This window comes from Pseudomonas syringae KCTC 12500 (assembly GCF_000507185.2).
GTDB classification, from domain to species: domain Bacteria; phylum Pseudomonadota; class Gammaproteobacteria; order Pseudomonadales; family Pseudomonadaceae; genus Aquipseudomonas; species Aquipseudomonas syringae.
The window spans coordinates 932485-954896 of sequence record NZ_AYTM02000002.1 but is presented as its reverse complement, the minus strand read 5'-3'; the positions used below and the strand labels follow the sequence as shown (position 1 = coordinate 954896).

General features: G+C 58.0%; 22 protein-coding genes. 9 read left to right on the top strand and 13 right to left on the bottom strand.

Annotation, left to right across the window (positions count from 1 at the left end; all coding sequences use genetic code 11):
- Positions 1–88 precede the first annotated feature (88 nt).
- From V476_RS04700 to grxD, 3 genes are all read left to right on the top strand, one after another.
- Positions 89–382, top strand: a complete 294-nt coding sequence (locus V476_RS04700; RefSeq protein ID WP_003428809.1) for a hypothetical protein — start codon at positions 89–91, stop codon at positions 380–382.
- A 132-nt stretch (positions 383–514) separates the two neighbouring features.
- On the top strand, positions 515–2623 hold the full coding sequence (locus V476_RS04695; RefSeq protein ID WP_024960410.1) for a molybdopterin oxidoreductase family protein: 2109 nt from the start codon (positions 515–517) through the stop codon (positions 2621–2623).
- Positions 2624–2711: 88 nt separating this feature from the next.
- Positions 2712–3038 carry a Grx4 family monothiol glutaredoxin gene (gene grxD, locus V476_RS04690; RefSeq protein ID WP_002554852.1) on the top strand — a complete coding sequence of 109 codons (327 nt, stop codon included), beginning with the start codon at positions 2712–2714 and terminating at the stop codon, positions 3036–3038.
- Between the two features lie 126 nt (positions 3039–3164).
- Here the strand turns inward: grxD and bfr are convergent, their stop codons facing one another.
- The 4 genes from bfr to pyrC all read right to left on the bottom strand — a co-directional run bounded on the left by bfr (position 3165) and on the right by pyrC (position 5981).
- Positions 3165–3635 carry a bacterioferritin gene (gene bfr / locus V476_RS04685; RefSeq protein WP_002554851.1) on the bottom strand — a complete coding sequence of 157 codons (471 nt, stop codon included), beginning with the start codon at positions 3633–3635 and terminating at the stop codon, positions 3165–3167.
- Positions 3636–3835: 200 nt separating this feature from the next.
- Positions 3836–4054, bottom strand: a complete 219-nt coding sequence (locus tag V476_RS04680; RefSeq protein ID WP_003350768.1) for a bacterioferritin-associated ferredoxin — start codon at positions 4052–4054, stop codon at positions 3836–3838.
- A 209-nt stretch (positions 4055–4263) separates the two neighbouring features.
- Positions 4264–4941, bottom strand: coding sequence for a ribonuclease T (gene rnt / locus V476_RS04675; RefSeq protein WP_003428806.1), 678 nt, complete (start codon positions 4939–4941; stop codon positions 4264–4266).
- Positions 4938–5981 carry a dihydroorotase gene (gene pyrC, locus V476_RS04670; RefSeq protein WP_003428805.1) on the bottom strand — a complete coding sequence of 348 codons (1044 nt, stop codon included), beginning with the start codon at positions 5979–5981 and terminating at the stop codon, positions 4938–4940. Before pyrC ends, rnt begins: the two co-directional genes overlap by 4 nt.
- A 149-nt stretch (positions 5982–6130) precedes the next feature.
- Here pyrC and V476_RS04665 point away from each other — a divergent pair, with 149 nt between their 5' ends.
- Entirely contained in the window at positions 6131–7033 is a 903-nt protein-coding gene (locus V476_RS04665; protein WP_003428804.1) for a flagellar protein MotY, read from the top strand.
- A 120-nt stretch (positions 7034–7153) separates the two neighbouring features.
- Positions 7154–8371 carry an argininosuccinate synthase gene (locus V476_RS04660; protein WP_003412906.1) on the top strand — a complete coding sequence of 406 codons (1218 nt, stop codon included), beginning with the start codon at positions 7154–7156 and terminating at the stop codon, positions 8369–8371.
- 388 nt (positions 8372–8759) lie between these two features.
- Here V476_RS04660 and V476_RS04655 read toward each other — a convergent pair whose 3' ends face one another.
- A complete protein-coding gene (locus V476_RS04655) occupies positions 8760–9281 on the bottom strand; it encodes a hypothetical protein (RefSeq protein ID WP_024960409.1) in 522 nt (173 codons plus the stop codon).
- A gap of 1274 nt (positions 9282–10555) precedes the next feature.
- Between V476_RS04655 and V476_RS04650 the strand changes: the two genes are divergently transcribed.
- A complete protein-coding gene (locus V476_RS04650; protein WP_002554843.1) occupies positions 10556–11182 on the top strand; it encodes a response regulator transcription factor in 627 nt (208 codons plus the stop codon).
- A 152-nt stretch (positions 11183–11334) separates the two neighbouring features.
- Here the strand turns inward: V476_RS04650 and V476_RS04645 are convergent, their stop codons facing one another.
- The 4 genes from V476_RS04645 to metG all read right to left on the bottom strand — a co-directional run bounded on the left by V476_RS04645 (position 11335) and on the right by metG (position 15311).
- The gene (locus V476_RS04645; RefSeq protein WP_003363588.1) at positions 11335–11517 is read right to left on the bottom strand and encodes a PA3496 family putative envelope integrity protein; all 183 of its coding nucleotides are present in this window, start codon (positions 11515–11517) and stop codon (positions 11335–11337) included.
- Between the two features lie 106 nt (positions 11518–11623).
- Entirely contained in the window at positions 11624–12262 is a 639-nt protein-coding gene (gene nth, locus V476_RS04640) for an endonuclease III (RefSeq protein WP_024960408.1), read from the bottom strand.
- Positions 12259–13134 (bottom strand): electron transport complex subunit RsxB, encoded by an 876-nt coding sequence (gene rsxB / locus V476_RS04635; protein WP_024960407.1) that lies wholly within the window; start codon positions 13132–13134, stop codon positions 12259–12261. The genes nth and rsxB overlap by 4 nt, the downstream gene beginning before the upstream one ends.
- Positions 13135–13262: 128 nt before the next feature.
- Entirely contained in the window at positions 13263–15311 is a 2049-nt protein-coding gene (gene metG, locus V476_RS04630) for a methionine--tRNA ligase (RefSeq protein WP_024960406.1), read from the bottom strand.
- A 185-nt stretch (positions 15312–15496) separates the two neighbouring features.
- Here metG and apbC point away from each other — a divergent pair, with 185 nt between their 5' ends.
- Positions 15497–16591 (top strand): iron-sulfur cluster carrier protein ApbC, encoded by a 1095-nt coding sequence (gene apbC, locus V476_RS04625; RefSeq protein WP_024960405.1) that lies wholly within the window; start codon positions 15497–15499, stop codon positions 16589–16591.
- Between the two features lie 148 nt (positions 16592–16739).
- Here apbC and V476_RS04620 read toward each other — a convergent pair whose 3' ends face one another.
- Positions 16740–16949: a cold-shock protein gene (locus tag V476_RS04620; protein WP_002554837.1), complete on the bottom strand. Its 210-nt coding sequence runs from the start codon at positions 16947–16949 to the stop codon at positions 16740–16742.
- 319 nt (positions 16950–17268) lie between these two features.
- On the opposite strand from V476_RS04620, the gene dcd reads away from it, so the two are divergent.
- Together dcd and V476_RS04610 are read left to right on the top strand one after the other, a co-directional pair.
- Complete coding sequence (dcd, locus tag V476_RS04615) at positions 17269–17835, top strand: dCTP deaminase (RefSeq protein ID WP_002554836.1); 567 nt, start codon at positions 17269–17271, stop codon at positions 17833–17835.
- 113 nt (positions 17836–17948) lie between these two features.
- Entirely contained in the window at positions 17949–18167 is a 219-nt protein-coding gene (locus tag V476_RS04610) for a hypothetical protein (protein ID WP_004389919.1), read from the top strand.
- A gap of 65 nt (positions 18168–18232) precedes the next feature.
- On the opposite strand, the gene pdeM is transcribed toward V476_RS04610, so the two are convergent.
- The 3 genes from pdeM to V476_RS04595 all read right to left on the bottom strand — a co-directional run bounded on the left by pdeM (position 18233) and on the right by V476_RS04595 (position 22405).
- Positions 18233–18889, bottom strand: a complete 657-nt coding sequence (gene pdeM / locus V476_RS04605; RefSeq protein WP_024960404.1) for a ligase-associated DNA damage response endonuclease PdeM — start codon at positions 18887–18889, stop codon at positions 18233–18235.
- Positions 18886–21378, bottom strand: coding sequence for a ligase-associated DNA damage response DEXH box helicase (locus V476_RS04600; protein WP_024960403.1), 2493 nt, complete (start codon positions 21376–21378; stop codon positions 18886–18888). The genes pdeM and V476_RS04600 overlap by 4 nt, the downstream gene beginning before the upstream one ends.
- A 262-nt stretch (positions 21379–21640) precedes the next feature.
- A complete protein-coding gene (locus V476_RS04595; protein WP_003412889.1) occupies positions 21641–22405 on the bottom strand; it encodes an ABC transporter ATP-binding protein in 765 nt (254 codons plus the stop codon).
- Positions 22406–22412 lie beyond the last annotated feature (7 nt).

Below are 22412 nucleotides of genomic sequence, written 5' to 3'. Positions count from 1 at the left end.
TCACGGGCTTGAAACAGGGACCGTTTCTTTAATCTCGGGCGTGGGTTATAAATCGTTGCCGATACATTACTGATCAAGGGGTGGGGGAATGGACTCAAAAGAGCATCAATTAACGGAGTTGCTCGGGCTCACCGCCCGCACGCTTACCCATCTGACAGCCTCGATGACCTCGATGTCTTTCGAACTGCTGCGCAGCGAGGACGAAGTCACGCGTACCGCGGGGCGGCGCATGATTGATCGCATGGCCACCATCAGCTCAGGCCTCGACGAGCACTGGCGCTTGATCGGCGATCTGACCGGCGTCCACCTGGCGCAGGAACAGGTCGAAACCGTGGCTGAAATCCAGCAACAGCGCAAGGTCGTGACGCCTATCGGCGGTTGATTCGGCCAACTCATCCGCGCGCCTGATGCCCCTCGATTCACGGGCCGAACATCAGTGGCGCGGGGCATGGCAAGGCAGCATAGTGAGTGTTCGGCAATCAACCGGATTGCCATGACAAGATCTGAGGCTGTGATGACCCGGACTGAACACTACCGAGCCTGCCACCTGTGCGAGGCCATTTGCGGTCTTGTGATCGAGACCGTCGTGGAGGCGGATTCTGCGCCGCGTATTACCTCGATCAAGGGCGACCCGCTGGACACGTTCAGCCGCGGTCATATCTGCCCCAAGGCGGTTGCGCTGCAGGACATCCAGAACGACCCTGATCGCTTGCGACAGCCGATGCTGCGCAGCGGTGATCAATGGCAGCCGATTGCCTGGCAGCAGGCCTTCGATCTGGTGGCGGAGCGGCTTTACGCCATTCAGCAGCGCCATGGGCAAAACGCGGTGGCGGTCTATCAGGGCAACCCCAGCGTGCATAACTACGGGTTGATGACGCACAGCAATTACTTTCTCGGCCTGCTCAAGACCCGCAATCGTTTTTCGGCGACGTCGGTCGATCAGTTGCCGCATCACCTCACCAGTTTCCTGATGTATGGCCACGGCATGCTGTTGCCGATTCCGGATATTGATCACACCGACTTCATGCTGATTCTCGGCGGCAATCCGTTGGCGTCCAACGGCAGCATCATGACGGTACCGGATGTCGAAAAACGTCTGAAAGCAATCCAGCAGCGCGGCGGCAAACTGGTGGTCATCGACCCGCGCCGCAGTGAGACGGCTGCCATCGCTGACCAGCATCTGTTCGTACGCCCGGGCGGTGATGCGGCGTTGCTGTTCGGGCTGCTCAATACGCTGTTCGAGGAGGGGCTGCCCCGCGAGAGCCATTTGCCTGTCGATGGCCTGGAGCAGGTTCGCCACGCCATTGCCGGTTTTACTGCCGAGGCCATGAGCCCGCGCTGCGGTATTGCTGCCGAGCAGATCCGGCAACTGGCGCGGGACTTCGCGGCCGCTGACAAGGCGGTGTGCTATGGGCGAATGGGCGTGTCGACGCAGACCTTCGGCACGCTGTGCCATTGGCTGGCACAACTGATCAATCTGGTGACTGGCAACCTGGACCGTGTGGGTGGCGCACTCTGTACAGAGCCCGCCGTCGACCTCGTCAGCTCGACATCCGGCGGTCATTTCAATCTGTGGCAAAGTAGGGTGTCCGGCCTGCCGGAGTATGGCGGGGAGTTGCCGGTCTCGGCGCTGGCCGAGGAAATGCTAGTGGACGGGGAGGGGCAGGTTCGCGCGTTGGTGACCGTTGCGGGTAACCCGGTTCTGTCGACGCCGAACGGCCGTCAGCTGGAGCAGGCGCTCGAAGGGCTTGAGTTCATGCTCAGCATCGATCTTTACATCAACGAGACCACTCGCCACGCCGACTTGATCCTGCCGTCCACCTCGGCACTGGAAAATGATCACTACGACACCACCTTCAACACCCTGGCAGTGCGTAACGTCACGCGCTTCAATCGGGCCATTTTCGACAAGCCCGAAGGTGCGCTGCACGACTGGGAGATTTTCGTCGGGCTGGCCAGCGCCTTTGCCGCCAAGGCCGAGCGGGCGCTGAAACCCACGTTGCCGCCTGCGCAGATGATCGATCGCGGGCTGCGTGCAGGCTTCTATGGCGACGCATCACCCCATAAGCTGTCACTGGAGACACTGGACAGTCATCCGCACGGTCTTGATCTGGGGGCTTTGAAGGCCAATCTTGCACAGCGTCTGAAGACCGCCAATGGCCGCATTCAGGCCGCGCCGGAGGTGATCATGGCCGACCTGGCGCGCTTTGCAGCAGAGCCTGCTCCCCAGACCGGCGAGTTACTGCTGATTGGCCGCCGGCATGTGCGCAGTAACAACTCATGGATGCACAACTACCATCGGCTGGTGAAGGGCAAACCCCGGCATCAACTGTTGATGCATCCTGACGATTTCGCGTGCCGTGGTCTGAGTGACGGCCAGCAGGTCCGGGTCAGCTCCCGGGTCGGGATGATCGAGGTTCAGGTGCTGGGCAGTCTGGACATGATGCCCGGGGTGGTCAGCCTGCCGCACGGTTGGGGGCATTCACGTGCAGGAGTAAAAATGGCGATCGCGCAGAGCCTGCCCGGCGTCAGTGCCAATGACCTGACCGACGAACGGCAACTCGACGCGCTGTCCGGCAACGCGGCGTTGAACGGCGTACCGGTGCAGGTAGTGGCGTGTTAAGCCTCAAGACAGAGCGTCATGCTCGGGATTTCGTTACAATGCGCCACCGTGCCGACAACTGAGTCGGATATTTCAGCCGAGGTGCTCCATGGATATCATCGAAACGATCAAAGAGCAGATTGCCAACAACACCATTCTGCTTTACATGAAAGGCGCTCCGAACGCTCCGCAATGCGGCTTTTCGGCCAAGGCTTCCCAGGCATTGATGGCGTGTGGCGAAAAGTTTGCCTACGTCGACATTCTGCAAAACCCTGAAATCCGCGCCAACCTGCCAAAGTACGCCAACTGGCCGACTTTCCCGCAACTGTGGGTTGCCGGTGAGCTGGTCGGTGGTAGCGACATCATCACCGAGATGATGGCTGACGGTTCGCTGCAGACGTTGGTCAAGGAAGCATCCGCCGCCAAGGCCGAGTAAAGCCTCGCGCAGAGCGTCGCACGATAGTCGCGATTATCGCCTCATACGCTCCAGCAAGGTTTTACGCACAAGAAAAAGCCCGCTCTCGATTGAGGCGGGCTTTTTCATTGTGGCGCGATGGGGGAATCAGTCACCCATCTGCGACTGCAGGTAGTTCTCGATACCGACCTTGACGATCAGACCCAACTGAGTCTCCAGCCAGTCGATTTGCTCTTCCTTGGGCTCAAGGATGTCTTCCAGCAACTCACGGCTGCCGAAGTCACCGACTGTCTCAAAGTGAGCGATCGCGGCTTTCAGATCGGCCAGACCTTTTTGCTCGATCTTCAGGTCGCACTCCAGCATTTCCTTGGTGTGCTCACCGATGAGAATCTTGCCCAGGTCCTGCAGGTTGGGCAGCCCTTCCAGAAACAATGTGCGCTTGATCAGCTTGTCAGCGTACTTCATCGCATGGATGGACTCTTTATATTCGTGGCCACCCAGCTTTTTCAGACCCCAGTCTTCGTACATGCGCGCATGCAGGAAATACTGATTGATAGCGACCAGCTCGTTCCCGAGGATCTTGTTGAGATGCTGGATGACGGTAATGTCGCCTTTCATGTTCGAGGTCCTGCCAGTGGCTTGTGTATATAAGTGCCGAGTGTGAGCTGCGCTTAAACGCCTGTCAAACCTAAGTTGTTGAATAATAAGTGAAATTAAATAGGAATAAGAATGTTTGAGTTCCGCATCTTGACGCTAAGCGCTTGAATTACAGGCATAAAAAAACCGGACGTGGTGTCCGGTTCTTTAAAAGAGGGGGTTCAGGCAGCTGAAAATTTTGCCGGATAGGCCAGCAGTGCATGGCTGGTTTGCAGCTCGGTCAGCGTATCACGCACCACTTCCTTTGCCAGGCAGGCGCATTTCCCACATTTACTCGCAACGCCGAGTGTTTCACGGACTTCACGATAACTGCAGCAGCCTTCCAGAATTGCATCCCGGATTTGACCGTCGGTGACACCTTGGCAGAGGCAAACATACATAAGCTATGGACCGTCGCTGGTTTATTGCTTGGTGCCGAGGAGCTTAATGTTAATGAGAATGCTTGTCAAAACTGTTTTGGGTTGTATTCAGGTCGAGCGATGAGCGGTTGCTTTCGCAGGAAACGCGTCATGAGTATGCCCTCAGGTTCATCCCGCTGCAGACATGAAAAAACCGGCACAAGGCCGGTCCATTCACAGACGTAACGTCCTCAGTCGTCGAAATCTTCCCAGCCGCCCATTTCTTTCCAGCGATTGACGATGCCGCAGAACAGCTCTGCCGTCTTCTCGGTGTCGTAACGGGCCGAGTGTGCCTCGCGCCCGTCGAAGTCGATGCCGGCAGCCTGACAGGCCTTTGCCAGCACGGTCTGACCATAAGCCAGGCCGGCGAGGGTGGCGGTGTCGAAGCTGGAGAACGGGTGAAACGGGTTGCGCTTCATGTCCATCCGCGCGACGGCGGCATTGACGAAGCCGAGGTCGAAGCTGGCGTTGTGCCCGACCAGCACCGCGCGTTTGCAGCCATTGGCCTTGAGGGCCTTGCGCACGCCGCGAAAGATGTCGTTCATCGCGGTTTCTTCGCTGACTGCCATGCGCAGCGGGTGATCGAGCTTGATGCCGGTGAACTCCAGCGCCGCCGCTTCGATATTGGCACCTTCGAACGGTTCTACGCGGAAGAAATAGGTGTGTTCCGGGAACACGAAGCCTTTTTCATCCATGCCGATAGTCACCGCAGCGATTTCCAGCAAGGCATCGGTGGCTGAATTGAATCCGCCGGTTTCTACGTCGACGACCACTGGCAGGTAGCCGCGAAAGCGCGCCGCCATCGGGTGACGGGAACCGCCGCCACCGCCGTGGCCTTCGTGTTCGTCGTCAAAATTATCTTCACTCACGCGTGTTCCTCCAGACGCCAGCGCAGTGTTTCACCAGCGCGCAGCGGGATAACAGTCAACTCACCGAACGGCAGGCTGGCAGGGGCGGTCCACTCGTCACGCACCAGCGTGATGGTGTCCTGATTGGCGGGCAAGCCGTAGAACGCCGGACCGTGAAGGCTGGCGAAGCCTTCCAGCTTGTCCAGAGCGTTACGCTGCTCGAAAGCTTCTGCATACAGTTCGATGGCTGCGTAGGCGGTGTAGCACCCGGCGCAACCGCACGCATTTTCCTTGGCATGCTGGGCATGCGGCGCAGAGTCGGTGCCCAGGAAGAACTTGCCGCTGCCGCTGGTGGCTGCGTCGAGCAGGGCCGTCTGATGCGTATTGCGCTTGAGGATCGGCAGGCAATAGAAGTGCGGACGAATCCCGCCGACCAGCATGTGATTACGGTTGTAGAGCAGGTGATGCGCGGTGATGGTCGCCGCGACATTGGCGGAAGCTTCATTGACGAACTGCACCGCTTCACCGGTGGTGATGTGTTCGAACACCACTTTCAGGGTCGGGAAGCGCTCGACTACACGACGCAGGTGCTCATCGATGAAGACCTTCTCGCGATCGAATACGTCGATTTCGCCACGTGTCACTTCCCCGTGCACCAGCAGCAGCATGCCGACTTCGGCCATTGCTTCGAGGGCAGGGAAGATCTTGTCGATGCTGGTGACACCGGAATCGGAGTTGGTGGTCGCGCCGGCCGGATACAGCTTGGCCGCATACACGAAGCCACTGGCCTTGGCGGTGCGGATGTCGTCGGGCGTGGTCTGGTCGGTGAGGTACAGCACCATCAACGGCTCGAAGCGGCTGCTGGCCGGGCGTGCAGCCAGAATGCGCTGGCGATAGGCATCGGCTTGCTGCGCGTTGCGTACCGGAGGCACGAGGTTGGGCATGATGATTGCGCGGCCAAAAGTTCGCGCTACGTCAGCAACGGTATGAGGCAAGACAGCTCCGTCACGGAGGTGAATATGCCAGTCGTCGGGACGCAGGAGGGTCAGGCGGTCAGACATTGGGGATTCCAGGCGGGTCAAACTCGCTGGGAATGCTACCGGAAAAGACTCTCTCAGGCATCCGCTATCAAGTTTTGCATGAAGTTACCGATAGCTCCCTTGTCAGTCGGTAATTTTCTGTTTCGCGTTCATTTCCAGTGGAGCCTCCCGTGCGCCAGCGATATTTAGCCCTGCTCAGCATGTTTGCCAGCCTCCCGGCGATGGCTATCAGTTTCCAGACGCGTCTGGAGAGCATCGAGTGGAAGGTCGAAGGCGATCAGTTCGAATGCCGCCTGACTCAACCGATCACCGACTTCGGTGCTGGTGAGTTCGTGCGCCGCGCGGGCGAGCAGGCGACGTTTCGCCTCAAGGCTTCATACAACATGCTCGGTAACGGCACTGCGACGCTGCTGGCCGCTGCTGCACCGTGGCAACCGGGCCGCGGCGACATCAACCTGGGATCGGTGCGCGTCAGCAATGGCGATATTCCCTTCAATACCTCTCAGGCTCAGGCCGGACGTCTGATCAGCGGTCTGATGGACGGGCGCAGTCCGCTCATTCGCCACTACACCCGGGACGGCGGCCAGATGGAAGTGCGTCTGCTGCCGGTCAAGTTCAGCAAGGCATTCAGCGATTACCAGGCATGCACTGCCAAGCTACTGCCGATGAACTTCGATCAGATCAAACAGGCTGAGGTGGGTTTCCCGGGTGGCGGTATCGAGCTGGATGCCCGCGCCAAGGCGCGTCTGGACAACATGGTCGCCTATTTGAAGGCCGACCCGACCGTGAATCGTATCGAACTGGACGGTCATTCGGATAACAGCGGCAATCGTCTGACCAACCGTGACCTTTCCCGCCGTCGCGCGCTGGCCGTCATGGATTACTTCAAGGCGCAAGGTATACCCGAGCAGCAAATCACCCTGCGCTTTCATGGCGAGCGCTACCCGCTGGCGCCCAACACCAATGAAGCCAACCGTGCGCGCAACCGTCGTGTGAACGTGCACCTTGAGCGTGTTGCGCCCGATGAGCGCCCGGTGCCGGTTGCGTCTGCCAGCGCAGCGCACACTTCTTAAAGCCTGTAAAAAACATCTGTCAGACGTCGCCTTGTCGTCACAAGCTGTCGCGCCCCTGTAAATTTGCCGGTTTGAACGGTAGAATCAGCGGTTTTCCGTACAACCCGGTGGAGTGATGGCATGGCGGACGTAAACAAGGTAGTTCTCGCGTATTCCGGTGGTCTGGATACTTCGGTAATCCTCAAGTGGCTGCAAGATACGTACAACTGCGAAGTGGTGACCTTTACCGCTGACCTGGGTCAGGGTGAAGAAGTCGAGCCGGCACGCGCCAAGGCGCAGGCCATGGGCGTGAAAGAAATCTACATCGATGACCTGCGCGAAGAGTTCGTGCGCGATTTCGTCTTCCCGATGTTCCGTGCCAACACCGTCTATGAAGGCGAGTACCTGCTGGGTACCTCCATCGCCCGTCCGTTGATCGCCAAGCGTCTGATCGAGATCGCCAACGAAACCGGCGCTGACGCCATTTCCCACGGTGCAACCGGCAAAGGTAACGACCAGGTACGTTTCGAGCTGGGTGCCTATGCGCTCAAGCCAGGCGTCAAGGTCATCGCTCCGTGGCGCGAATGGGATCTGCTGTCGCGCGAGAAGCTGATGGACTACGCCGAAAAGCACAACATTCCCATCGAGCGTCACGGCAAGAAGAAATCTCCGTACTCCATGGACGCCAACCTGCTGCACATCTCTTATGAAGGCGGCGTGCTGGAAGACACCTGGACCGAGCACGAAGAAGACATGTGGCGCTGGACCAAGTCCCCCGAGGACGCGCCAAACGTTGCGACCTACCTTGAGCTGACCTATCGCAATGGCGATATCGTTGCGCTGGACGGCGTCGAAATGACTCCGGCCACTGTGCTCGCGACCCTCAACCGCATCGGTGGCGAAAACGGTATCGGCCGTCTGGATATCGTTGAAAACCGTTATGTGGGCATGAAGTCCCGTGGCTGCTACGAGACGCCGGGTGGCACCATCATGCTGCGTGCTCACCGCGCCATCGAATCGATCACTCTGGACCGCGAAGTCGCCCACCTCAAGGACGAACTCATGGCCAAATATGCCAGCCTGATCTACACAGGTTACTGGTGGAGCCCGGAGCGTCTGATGCTGCAGCAGATGATCGACGCGTCCCAGGCCCACGTGAATGGTGTGGTGCGTCTGAAGTTGTACAAGGGCAATGTGATCGTCACCGGCCGCAAGTCGGATGATTCGCTGTTCGACGCCAACATTGCGACGTTCGAAGATGACGCAGGTGCCTACGATCAGGCCGATGCAGCGGGCTTCATCAAGCTCAACGCATTGCGCATGCGGATTGCAGCCAACAAGGGCCGCAAGCTGTTCTGATACAGCAAGTTGTTAGACAAGTGCAGCCCGTTCAGGGCTGCACTTCAAATACTATCGACAGGGTCATTCTTTCCAGGCGTCATGTAAAAAGACGTCAAGGCAGTGAAGTCATCGTGGTTGATAGGCAGGGTATATGTGCTATGCAAGGTAGCCGTACACCTGGAGAGCAATGCCTGTTTTACCATGCATTTCAGCGTGCAGCCTTCGCCAGAAGCATCAAGTATTTAGTCTTTGAAAATCTTCTTACAGTGATCGCTGGTAAAGTGCGTATTTGTTTTGGTGTTTTCCTACAGTAGCTGTAGAAGTTCAGGGCAGGGAATAACAGCGTTTTCCATCGGCCAGCTGAAACGTATCGCACACTGTTTTTTTTTTGCGTAATTATTCAGGGTCAGTCGCTCTCCTGTCGTGGCCGGAATTCAAACCGGTATGCCTTGCCGATGCTGAGTACATGGCGAAGGCTAAGATCGAGTATCCGGGCAATCTCGGACGCGGTATAGCCCAATGCCGAGTAGTGCATGGCGTGACCTGCAACGACGTCATCGATGTTCGTAACGTCATCAAGGGCCTCGCTGCGTGGGACAATCAAGGGCTGGCTGAGGTTGATGGTCACGCCATGTTCTGTGGCCAGTCGGCGAACATCCCTTTTATTCATCCGCAATGAATACTGTAGCGCGGTAAAACCGGCCCCCTTGCCCGCCAGATACCTCAGTTGCTGCACTTTACCAGCGACTTCAAGCCTCTGTTCTGCCGCACGTTTTGTACGCGGTGATGACGGGGCGGCTAATTCAGCGGTCTCTCCTTCTGGAATGACTGCAATAACACCACCACGGGCAATAAAGGCTTCCACTGCGGTAGTGAGATCAGACGCGGTGGGCATTGATGACCGCGTACGAGCGTATTTAGTGTTCATGGTACATCCCTTTTGAACATGGTTATACACAGGGCCTACTCGAAAGAGTTGCCAGGAGCCCTGAGCGTTTCCAGAAAGCAGCGATGCCGGATCGGCTAGATACCCAGTGCGCTATTTCATCCGGCCGCGCACTATATGAAGCCTGCTTGAACGCACCGTTGAGGGAGTGCGCAAGTGCAGTACGCAGCAGCAGGAAGTCATATAGCTGCGCGTATTCAAAGGCAGTAATTAATAAAAGTTGCTGTTAAAAAAGTAACGACTGGTAATAAATTTTGCAAGAGGAAAATGGTTGGGTACATGAATTGATTGAGTGATTTTTATAATGTCTTACGAGTTGTAAAGTTGCGTCTGCTAATCGTGTAGTCCATTTCCTATTCGAAAGAACGTGTCTGGCTTTGAAATAAAAAATGGTATTTGCTACTTGTCGAAAGAGCTAATTATGGTCTTGAATGATGTAGGGTTATGCTATGGTGTATGTAAGATTTTGCGACACTGAAAGGATGGGCCTTGTTGGATATAGCCATGTCAATGATAGGTTTGTAGAAGTGTGGCACTTTGAGGTTGTGTGTTTGTTTGTAGGATTTTTCTTGCCATTCTGTGAGGGTTTTCCTTAAATAAATATTTGTACGAAATTCTGTAAATAATGTGTAATTTTTAAACCTTGTTTACGTATGTAGCGTGTGGGATGTATCCAGTGGTCTTTGGACCTGTGTGTACAGGGCAGGGCATCTGCATGCAGAGACTTTCAGTCGCCCTGCTAGAGGGGCGTTATGTGCAGGTGTCGCTTTCCGGGCGGCAGACTGATAGCCATGGGCTGTGACAGCAGTCGGGCGCTACCGGGGGCGGGGATCGACCTGTTTTTTTAATGATTCAGCTAAAGGGAATTGGTTTAAGTAGCTGGCGATAAGCCATGTGTCGAGTCGGTTCGTGACACTGATGCAGGAATGCTTTGGCAATACGGTTAACAGGTGCAACAGGGTCACATTTTTGAATGTAAGAGTTAGGCGGCCGCCTGTTGTACGCATTTATCTACTGATGCTGCGATGCTTGTGCTGCGGCGATCAGCAACAATATTCACCAGGTTCCGAAAAGGAAGGCTCTGTGAGAATTAATAAAAAATGTACGTTCCTGCCAAGTATTGTAGGAAGTTTCTGCTGTAATTGTAGGAATGGTCTTTGGCTGTCAGTCCACAAGGGTGAGCGCCATGCAAAGCAGTAAACGACTAAGTTATTGTGCTGGCTCTGAAAATTCGAATAGCGAAAAATGGACTGCCCATGAATAAAGTGCTGATCGTGGATGATCATCCCGTCATTCGCCTTGCTGTACGCATGCTGATGGAGCGTCATGGCTATGAGGTCATCGCGGAGACTGACAACGGTGTGGATGCGCTGCAACTGGCGCGTGAGCACCTCCCGGATATCGTCATTCTTGATATCGGTATCCCCAAGCTCGACGGGCTGGAGGTAATCGCCCGTCTGTCAGCCATGACGTTGCCATTCAAGGTTCTGATCCTCACCTCTCAGGCGCCGGGCCACTTCTCCATGCGCTGCATGCAGGCCGGGGCCGCCGGCTATGTCTGCAAGCAGCAGGATCTGACCGAGCTTCTAAGTGCCATCAAGGCGGTACTGTCAGGGTACAGCTACTTTCCCAACCAGGCGTTGCACACTGTTCGCTCCAGTATGGGCAACGCGAGTGAGTCGGACATGGTTGACCGACTTTCCGGCAGGGAGATGATGGTTTTGCAGCAGTTGGCCCGAGGCAAGACCAACAAGGAAATTGCAGACGGCATGTTTCTGAGCAACAAGACCGTCAGCACCTATAAAACGCGTTTGTTGCTCAAGCTCAACGCACATTCTCTGGTCGATCTGATCGAGCTCGCGCAGCGTAACGGGCTGGTATGAATAAGGCACTGTTTAAAAGGGGGCGTGGCTGATAACCGGTCGTGCAGGTCGGCTATCGAACATTCATTTTCCGTATTGATCACGTATCGAAGCCTCTTCTGGAGAGGCTTCAAATGCCCTGATCGAGCAAGTCAGTGCGATTTCAGGGCTGTCTAGAAATCGAAGTCGTAATCAGCCAACTGCTTCTGCAAACGCCGCTCTTCAAGCAGGTTGTCGATGGTGCGCCGTTTGCTCAGGTTGGTCTTCGCCGGCTCGACAGTCACTGGTTCTGTGTCGTCCGTGTCGACGGAGACGAGGTCGTCGTCTACGTCCAGTTGTTCGTTGTCAGTGCTCATGAAGTCGACTCCAGGGCTTGTGCTCTCTGGCGCTTCTTATATCGACAATCCAAAGGTGGGTAAAAAAGATTTTTTCAATCGGCAAGGCAGCAATGATCGGTATGGCTCAATCGTCGGATGTTTTTGCCTTGTAATCGCACAGATCTTCTATACGGCAACTGCCGCACCGCGGTTTACGGGCCTGGCAAACGTAGCGCCCGTGCAGAATCAGCCAGTGATGAGCGTCGAGCAGGTAGTTTTTCGGCACAAATTTCATCAGTTGCCTTTCCACCTCCACTACATTTTTCCCTGGCGCGATGCCTGTGCGGTTGCTGACGCGGAAGATATGCGTGTCTACCGCCATCGCGATCTGGCGGAAAGCGGTGTTGAGCACCACGTTAGCGGTTTTGCGCCCGACGCCCGGCAGCGCCTCGAGTGCTTCCCGGGTTTGCGGTACTTCACCGTTGTGCAGCTCCACCAGCAGGCGGCAGGTTTCAATCACGTTTTTGGCTTTGCTGTTGTAAAGGCCGATTGTCTTGATGTACTCGGAAAGCCCCGCTACACCCAGTTCGTAGATGGCCTGTGGTGTATTGGCTACCGGGTAAAGCCTGGCAGTCGCCTTGTTGACGCTTACGTCGGTGGCCTGGGCGGAAAGGATGACGGCTATCAGCAGTTCAAAAGGCGTGGTGTAGGCCAATTCGGTTTTTGGGTCCGGATTGTCCTCATGCAGCCTGCGAAAGATTTCCTGGCGTTTTGCGGCATTCATGGGTGGAGCTTTTCCTCGGAATTAGCCTGTGCGGGGGGTGGCAGAAGTGCTGCAAGTGTCTGCTCGGCAGCTTCGTATTCGCGCTGCAATTCCACAAGCCTGGCGGCCTGCTCCGCAATGGGGGGGTGACCAAACGCCTTGAGCGACTTGTTGAGTTGCGCGCGGCTCATGGCCAGCGCAATTCGGGCTTTTTTCAAGGCCTCATCCGGTCCGGCAGGCTTGTCGTTCCGGGCGAGTGCAACGGCGGATCGAGGCAACACGTCCCGAGCGGATTCAACGCGCTGCGACCGCGCAAGGCGCTCTGCCAGCCGCTTTTGCTGCTCCCGGTGCAGGCGTGCATTTCGTGCTTCGAAACGCATTCGGGCATGACTACGCTTGCGCTGCCGCGCCTCCTGCAGCTCGGGGGTAGGGGCCAGACCGCCGACGATGGGCGTGACCGTTGCCAGTGGCAGCGGATGCATTTCAATACAATCCACCGGGCACGGCGCAACGCACAGATCACAGCCTGTGCATTCATCGATGATCACGGTGTGCATCAGCTTGGCTGCGCCGAGAATGGCATCCACGGGGCAGGCCTGAATGCATTTGGTACACCCGATGCACTCTGCTTCGCGAATGAAGGCAACCTGTGCAGGTGCAGTGCCGCGTTGCATATCCAGTGTCAGGACCGGAACAGACAGCAGTTCGGCCAGCTGGACTATCGTTTCGTCGCCGCCCGGGGGGCACTTGTTGATGGCTTCGCCGCCAGCGATGCCTTCGGCGTAGGGCTTGCAGCCGGGATGGCCGCACTTGCCGCACTGAGTCTGCGGCAGAAGGGCGTCGATACTGCGGATGAGGTCCACGTCGGGAAGCAGGCGAATCAATTCAGTCATGGTCTTGCCAGGTGACCAACAGGTGTTCTGTCTATCTGGAGAGCAGCATTATCGGACAGATCAGGGAGCTTGCGAATGCGTAAAGGCCCGGTATCTGCCTGATGGCAGGATACCGGGCCTTGCGTTTTTTACTTGATGCGCTGGCCTGGCTTGGCACCGCTGTCGGGGCTGAGCAGATAGATCTCCTCACCGCCGGGGCCTGCCGCCATCACCATGCCCTGCGAAATGCCGAAACGCATTTTTCGCGGCTTGAGGTTGGCGATCATCATGGTCAGACGGCCTTCGAGTTCGGACGGGTTCGGGTATGCGCTCTTGATGCCGGAAAAGACATTGCGCTGCTCGTCGCCGATGTCCAGAGTCAGGCGCAGCAGCTTGTCGGCACCCTCCACGTGTTCGGCCTTGAGAATCAGCGCGACGCGCAGGTCGATGGCGGCAAAGGCGTCAAAGTCGATTTCCGCCGAAAGCGGCTCTTTGGCGAGTTCGCCATTACCGGCAGGCGCGGTGTCCGCCGACGAGTCGGTAGCGGTCAGGTCTTCCTTGGAGGCAGTGGCCATGGCCTCGACCTTGACCGGGTCGATACGGGTCATCAGCGCCGAGAAAGGGTTGAGCTGATGATTGGTCAGCAAGATCTTGTGGTCTTCCCAGGTCAGTGGTTCGACGTTGAGAAATTTTTCTGCATCGGCGGCCAGATTGGGCAGGACCGGCTTGAGGAAAATCACCAGTTGGCGGAACAGGTTGATGCCCAGCGCACAGACGGCCTGGACTTCATCCTGCCTGCCTTCCTGTTTGGCCAGCGCCCATGGCGCTTTTTCCGCGATGTAGGCATTGGCGCGGTCCGCCAGGGCCATGGTCTCGCGCATGGCGCGGGCGAAGTCGCGGGCTTCGTAGGCATCGGCAATGCTGGGTGCAGCCGCCAGAAACGCGTCGGTCAGCTCGGGCGCGGCATTGGCTTCGACCATCACACCGGCGTTGCCCTTGTGAATGAACCCGGCGCAACGGCTGGCAATGTTGACAACCTTGCCGATCAGGTCGGAGTTGACCTTTTGCACGAAGTCTTCGAGGTTCAGATCGAGGTCGTCGACGCCACGGCCCAGTTTGGATGCGTAGTAATAGCGCAGGTACTCGGGCGGCAGGTGGTCGAGGTAGGTGCGCGCCTTGATAAAGGTGCCACGCGATTTCGACATTTTCTGGCCATTGACGGTCAGGTAGCCGTGGACATTGATGCCGGTCGGTGTGCGCAAGTCAGCGCCTTCCAGCATGGCAGGCCAGAACAGAGCGTGGAAGTTGACGATGTCCTTGCCGATGAAGTGATAGAGCTCGGTGGTCGCGCCCTTTCCCCAGTACGCATCGAAGTCCAGGTCTGGACGACGCGCACACAGGTTCTTGAAGCTGGCCATGTAGCCGATCGGCGCATCAAGCCACACGTAGAAGTATTTGCCTGGCTCGTCGGGAATTTCAAAGCCGAAATAGGGCGCATCGCGGGAGATGTCCCACTGCTGCAGGCCACTGTCCAGCCATTCGGCGATCTTGTTGGCAACGGCGTCCTGCAGGGTACCGCTGCGTGTCCAGCGCTTGAGCATGGCGTCGAATGCAGGAAGGTCGAAGAAGAAGTGCTTCGAGTCCTTTAGCACCGGCGTGGCACCGGAAATCGCCGACTTGGGGTCTTTCAGATCCGTCGGGGCATAGGTGGCGCCGCACTTTTCACAGTTGTCGCCGTACTGATCCTCGGCCGCGCATTTCGGGCAGGTGCCCTTGATGAAGCGGTCGGCCAGGAACATTTTCTTTTCCGGGTCGAAGTACTGGGTAACCGAGCGCGTCGCGATATGACCCGCATCGCGCAGACGCTTGTAGATCATGCTCGACAGTTCGCGGTTCTCGTCAGAGTGCGTCGAGTGGAAATTATCGAAGTCCACCAGGAAGTCGGCAAAGTCGGCGCTGTGTTCGGCCTTGACGTTGGCGATCAGTTGCTCTGGCGTAATACCTTCCTTTTCGGCGCGCAGCATGATTGCCGAGCCATGGGCGTCGTCCGCGCAGACATAGATGCATTGATTGCCGCGGTGCTTCTGAAAACGCACCCACATGTCGGTCTGGATGTACTCGAGCATGTGGCCAAGGTGAATGGAACCATTGGCATAGGGCAGGGCGCTGGTAACGAGAATCTTGCGTGGCTCGGACATGGGGCTCGGCTACTTGAAGTGAAACGGAGACCGGCCACTATAAAGGTCTGAACGATTTTTTTCACCCGTGCGGTTGTGGGAATGCTCCTGAATGGTTGGGCGCGGTTTAGTGAAATCATGTGGGCTGCTGGCAGAACAGGTACGATGGTCGGCTGTTCCAGTCAGTCTTTTTACGGAGTAAGCCCATGAGCGCAGTCAATCGCGCAGCGGTGGAGACGATTCTTCGCCAGTACACCGACCCCTATCTGAATCAGGATCCGGTCACTGCCGGTTGCGTCCGGTCCATCGATATTCACGGGGCACAGGTCAGCGTGCAACTCGAATTGGGCTATGCCGCCGACCTGTTCAAGAACGGCTGGGCGCACGTGCTGAAAACCGCCATCGAGAATCTGGACGGCGTCAGTTCGGCCACCGTCGCCATCAGCAGTGTAATCAGCGCGCACAAGGCCCAGAGCCAGATTCCGGGGCTTGCCAATGTGAAAAACATTGTCGCCGTCGCGTCCGGCAAGGGCGGTGTCGGCAAGTCCACGACCGCCGCCAATCTGGCCTTGGCGCTGTCTCGCGAAGGCGCTCGCGTCGGTATCCTCGATGCCGATATCTATGGGCCGAGCCAAGGGGTGATGTTCGGTATTCCCGAAGGCACGCGGCCGAAGATCAAGGACCAGAAGTGGTTCGTGCCGGTCGAGGCGCATGGCATCGAGGTGATGTCGATGGCCTTTCTGACCGACGACAACACGCCGATGGTCTGGCGCGGACCGATGGTGTCGGGGGCTTTGCTGCAATTGGTCACGCAGACTGCCTGGAATGACCTGGACTATCTGGTCATCGACATGCCGCCCGGCACCGGTGATATCCAGTTGACGCTCGCGCAGAAAGTCCCGGTGGCGGGGGCCGTGATTGTCACCACACCACAGGATCTGGCTTTGCTGGATGCGAAAAAGGGTGTCGAGATGTTCCGCAAGGTCAACATTCCGGTACTGGGCGTGGTGGAAAACATGGCGGTGCACATCTGCTCCAACTGCGGCCATGCCGAGCATCTGTTCGGTGAAGGTGGCGGCGCGAAGCTGGCGACGCAGTATGATGTCGAGCTGCTGGCGTCACTGCCGCTTTCGATGCTGATTCGCGAGCAGGCAGATGGCGGCAAGCCTACGGCGATTGCCGAGCCGGAGAGTCAGATTGCGATGGTGTATCAGGAGCTGGCACGTCACGTCGGTGCGCGGATCGTGTTGCAGGAAGCTGCAAGTCCAGCCATGCCGACGATTTCGGTAAGCGACGACTGATTGGATGGTGATGATCGGGCGGGGGAGGTGCTGTGCTTCTCTCGTTCTGGTCAGGCGTCCAGCGGGTGTTCAGCCAGCGAGAGGTCAAAAGGCGGGCAATAAAAAACCCCGCTTTTGAGGGCGGGGTTTTTAAGCGAATCAGTACAAGTTAGATAACTTGAACTTCTTCAGCTTGCATGCCTTTCTGACCGCGGGTAGCGATGAAAGAAACCTGTTGGCCTTCTTTCAGGCTTTTGAAGCCGTCGGATTGGATAGCTTTGAAGTGCACGAACAGGTCGTCACCGGATTGTGGAGTGATGAAGCCGAAGCCTTTTTCATCGTTGAACCACTTAACGGTACCAGTTTGGCGATTGGACATAGTATATCTCCTTGGACAAAGTTAACTGCGGCGTAGGAAGAGCCCTGGCCGAGACTGAGTGCAAAGAGCTGGAAAATTCATGGAGATGGTTGGATCGAAATTCAACATCGTGTAGAGATTCTCAGTGACACAAGCAACACAGTGACGCCACCTTAACCCTTTTTTCCGAACGTGCCAATGGTCTGTTGATGATTATTTCCATTCGCAGCGAAACAGCCCGGCCGGTCACGCGAACTCGCGATCTGTTGCCTTTGAACCCTCGGCCTCAGCCCGGTAAGATGCCGGATATCTTTTTCACCTCGCTATTCAGGACACCGCCATGAGCATCAAATCGGACAAGTGGATTCGCCGCATGGCGCAGGAACACGGGATGATCGAGCCCTTCGTAGAGCGCCAGGTACGTGGCGAAGGCGCTGATCGGGTGATCTCTTTCGGGGTGTCCAGTTATGGCTACGACGTGCGTTGCGCCGACGAATTCAAGGTCTTCACCAACATCAATTCGGCCACGGTCGACCCGAAAAACTTCGATGAAAAAAGCTTCGTCGATATCAAGAGCGACGTGTGCATCATCCCGCCCAACTCGTTTGCACTGGCGCGCACCGTCGAATATTTCCGCATTCCGCGTAACGTTCTGACCATCTGCCTGGGCAAGAGCACCTACGCGCGCTGCGGCATCATCGTCAATGTCACGCCGCTCGAGCCTGAGTGGGAAGGCCATGTAACGCTGGAGTTTTCCAACACCACCACACTGCCGGCCAAGATCTACGCCAACGAAGGCGTGGCGCAGATGCTGTTCCTTGAGTCCGATGAGGAGTGTGAAGTGTCCTATAAGGATCGGGGTGGCAAGTACCAGGGTCAGCGTGGCGTCACCCTGCCGCGTACCTGATTTGCGCTCCAGCTGACTAGTGGAATTGAATTAATACTCTATTACGCACTCTATCTGTTCACATGCTTTCGCATAATTCATTACGTGCGAAAGCCTTTGATCTGGAGTGCCCTATGAAGACTACTTTCAAAATCTCTGAACAGGTTCAATCTCCGCTTAACGAGATCGGGCTGCTCGCCTGGTCATTGATGGCTCATTCCGATCTCAGCCCGGAGCTGAACATGGTCGGTGGCGGGATCCCGGGTAATCCAGATCCCGATACTCCGTTTCAGCCAACCGAGCCAGGCGGGCCTACTGTTCCTGACGAGCCGCCACCTGCACCTGTGGCCTGATTATCAGAAAACTGCCTGCTGTTCTCGTGAGCAGCGGGCAGTTTTGTATGTGGCGACCGGCGACGCTATGCCACTCGCCACACGGCATCACCGCCGGTCACGTAGATCGTACTGTCCGGTGCGGGGCGAATCTGAAAACCGCCCGTGAACTCGCCGAAGGCTGGCAGCAGACTGACTTGCCGGCCCAAGTAGAAGCACGCCAGCCGCAAGCTTTGCCGGCCGCGCCCGTGTAGTCGATACACCGGATGAACGTGCCCGGCCAGTACGTGCAGGTCAGGGTGCGGATCGGGCTCGTGCTGCAGGGCAAATGGCCCGAGTGCCAAGGGCTCGGGGACCACATCAATGCCCAGAGAGGCGGGCGGATCGCCGGCTCGTTTGTCATGGTTGCCGCGGATCAGTGTGATGCGTAGTGTCGAACGCTCTGCCCGCCATTGTTGCAGCGCCGCCAGCGTGCCGACCGCGTGAGATTCCGGCGCGTGCAGGAAATCGCCCAGAAAGATCAGATGATCGCAGGGATAGGCATCCAAAAGGCTGTCCAGGCGGCGCAGATTCGCCTGTGTAGTGCCGTGCGGCACCGGTTGGCCGAGCTTGCGATAGGCGGCCGCCTTGCCAAAGTGCGCATCGGCAATCAGCAAGGATCGTTTGGCGGGGTAGTAGATGGCCTTGTCGGCCAGCAGCCACAGCTCTTCTCCTGCCAGCGTGACAGCCAGATACGGGCTCATTGTTCAGGCTCCGGGCCAGCGGCTTTCTCCAGGTCGCGGACCATGCGCGCGATGCGGTCGGCAAGTTTCTCCGAACTGAGGCTTTCGCGAAAGCGCTCGACCAGCAACGGAAAGGCCAGCGGGGTCGCGCGCTTTATTGCGTGCAGGTCCAGCGTGCGGCTGTTGATCTGGCGCAACGTCAGTTCCAGACGCTGCAGGTCCAGTTCCTGACGCAGGACTTCCTGTTCGGCCTGGGTCAGCAGCATGTTGTCAGCGTCGTACTGCTTGAACACCTCGAAGAACAGCCCGCTGGATGCCTGAAGCTGACGATTGCTCTTGGCTGCGCCAGGGTAGCCGGAAAACACCAGTCCGGAGATGCGCGCGATTTCCCTAAAGCGCCGCAGGGCCAGTTCGCCAGCGTTCAGGCTGGCGATAATATCGGCTAACAGATCCGTTTCGCTGAACAGTTCAGCCTGCAACGTCTGCGCCCAGTCGATCTCGCTGGCGCTGAGCAGCTCCAGCCCGTAGTCGTTGACGGCGATGGAAAAGGTCAGCGGCTGATGCCGGCTCAGGCGCCAGGCCAACAGGCTGCCCAGCCCCAGATGCACGTGGCGGCCGGCGAACGGGTAGAGGAACAGGTGCCAGCCTTCCCGGGACTTGAGTGTTTCGGCCAGCAATGTGTCGCGTCGTGGCAGCCCTGACCACTGCTGCTGCACTTCCAGCAGGGGTTTGATGGCGCGCATTTCCGGGCTGTTGAATTCGCTCCGCGCAGCGGCATCGAACTTCTCCACCACGGCATCCGCCAGTTCGCTGGACAGGGGCATTCGACCGCCATTCCAGCGTGGTACGGCGGCTTTCTTGCCGGTCGCGCGTTTGACGTAGGCCGTCATGTTTTCCACTCGAACCAACTCCAATAAGCGTCCGCCGAACAGAAAACCATCACCGGGTTTGAGTCTGGCGATGAAGCCTTCTTCGACGCTGCCCAGCGAGCCACCACCGCCGCCTTTTTTCCAGTATTTCAGGTTGACGGTGGCCTCGCTGACGATGGTCCCCACGCTCATGCGGTGGCGTCTTGCAAGACGCGCATCGGGGACCCGCCAGACGCCGTCCTCGTCAGGTTCGGCGCGGCGGTAATCAGGGTAGGCGGTCAGCGAGTGGCCGCCGTTGCGGACAAACGCCAGCGCCCATTGCCATTGCTCGTCGCTGAGGTCGTGGTAAGCCCAGGCGCTGCGTACTTCGGCCAGCAGCTCATCGGGACGGAAGCCACCGCCCAGGGCGATGCTGACCAGGTGCTGGACCAGCACGTCCAGCGGCTGGTGTGGGGATTCGCGGGGCTCGATCATCCGAGCTTCGACGGCGTCATGGGCGGCAGCAGCTTCGACCAGCTCCAGGCTGTGGGTCGGCACCAATGTCACGCGCGAAGGGCGACCCGGTGCGTGGCCCGAGCGCCCGGCGCGCTGCATCAGGCGTGCGACACCTTTGGGCGAGCCGATTTGCAACACGCGCTCGACCGGCAGAAAGTCCACGCCCAGGTCCAGGCTGGAGGTACACACCACGGCCTTGAGTGCGCCTTCCTTCAACGCGCGCTCGACCCAGTCGCGGACCTCTCGGGCCAGCGACCCATGGTGCAGGGCAATCAGCCCGGCCCAGTCGGGGCGGGCTTCCAGTAGCGCCTGATACCAGATTTCCGACTGCGCCCGGGTGTTGGTGAACACCAGACAGCTCGCGCTGCTTTCCACCTCGGCCACGACCTGCGGCAACATGCGCAGGCCCATGTGCCCGGCCCACGGGAAGCGTTCGATGGACGGCGGCAACAGCGTATCGACCTGCAAGTCCTTGACGATTTTGCCTTGCACGGTCACGCCGCCGTCGCCGATCAGTACCTGCTGCGCGTGTTGCTGATTGCCCAGCGTCGCGGAAATACCCCACACGATCAGTTGCGGATTCCAGCGCCTCAGGCGCGCCAAGGCCAGTTGCAACTGCACGCCGCGCTTGTTGCCGATCAGCTCGTGCCATTCGTCCACCACCACCATCTTCAGTGTCGACAAGGCGACCTGAGCGTCGGCACGGGTCAGCAGCAGCGTCAGGCTTTCTGGGGTGGTGATCAAGGCAGAGGGCAGCCGCCGACTCTGCCGGGCGCGTTCGCTGCCGCTGGTATCGCCGGTGCGCAAGCCGACCGACCACGGGATGTCCAGTTCGGCCAGTGGCGCCTCAAGGGCGCGGGCGGTATCGGCGGCCAGGGCGCGCATGGGCGTGATCCACAGGACACTCAGCGGCTCGGCAGGCGGTTTGCGTTTGCGGGGTTTGTTGTCAGCGGTGAGCGTATTGGCTTTGGCGAAGCGGTTGAGCGCGGCGAACCATACGGCGTAGGTCTTGCCCGAGCCGGTGCTGGCATGCAGCAAACCGGACTCGCCATTCTTCACCGCCGCCCAGACCTCTTTCTGGAACGCAAAGGGCTTCCAGCCTCGGGCGAGAAACCATCGTCGAGCGAAATCGGTGGGTCTGCTCATCCGTTTGAGTGTGCTCTGAGTGGCGTTAAGTCAGAGACAGCAGAGAAAGGGTAATAGTTTTAAATGGTTATGTGGCTGATCGTTCCTGGATTGCCTATCGTGCCGATACCAGGGATACCACCATGACTATCGTGCCGATGCTCCGCGTCGGCATGCCGTTCTGGACGCTCTGCGTCCTCTTGATGACGTAGAGCGTCTTCCACGCTTGAGCGTGGGAACGAGATTTGAGGGGGATCGAGACGTGTGTACGCAGCAATCCGTGCTACTTCAGATTGCCGCTCAAGAACTGCTGCAAACGCTCGCTTTTCGGGTTGTTGAGGACTTCGTCCGGGTGGCCGGATTCTTCGATCTGGCCCTGGTGCAGGAACACAACCTGGCTCGCCACCTTGCGCGCGAAACCCATTTCGTGGGTGACCAGAATCATCGTCCGGCCTTCTTCAGCCAGGCCCTGAATGACCTTCAGCACTTCACCGACCAGCTCCGGGTCCAGCGCGGATGTCGGTTCGTCGAAGAGCATGATTTCCGGCTCCATCGCCAGCGCACGGGCGATGGCCACGCGCTGTTGCTGGCCACCGGAAAGAAACGCGGGGTACTGATCGGCGACACGCTCAGGCAGGCCGACCTTTTCCAGGTATTTGCGCGCGCGAGCTTCGGCTTCGGCCTTGGGCACGCCCAGGACCCGGCGCGGCGCCATGGTGATGTTTTCCAGCACGGTCATGTGCGCCCACAGGTTGAAGTGCTGAAACACCATCGCCAGCCGCGTACGGATACGCTGCAGCTCATCCGGGTCGGCAACGCGCATACCGTCCTTGTCGCTGACCATGCGTACTTGCTTGCCATCCAGGCTCATCGCCCCGTCACTGGGCTGTTCGAGAAAGTTGATGCAGCGCAAAAAGGTGCTCTTGCCGGAGCCACTTGCCCCGATCAAACAGATGACGTCACCGCTGCTGGCCTTGAGCGATACGCCTTTGAGCACGTGATTGTCGCCATAGCTTTTGTGCAGGCCATCGATGGTCAGTTTGTACATGACAGGT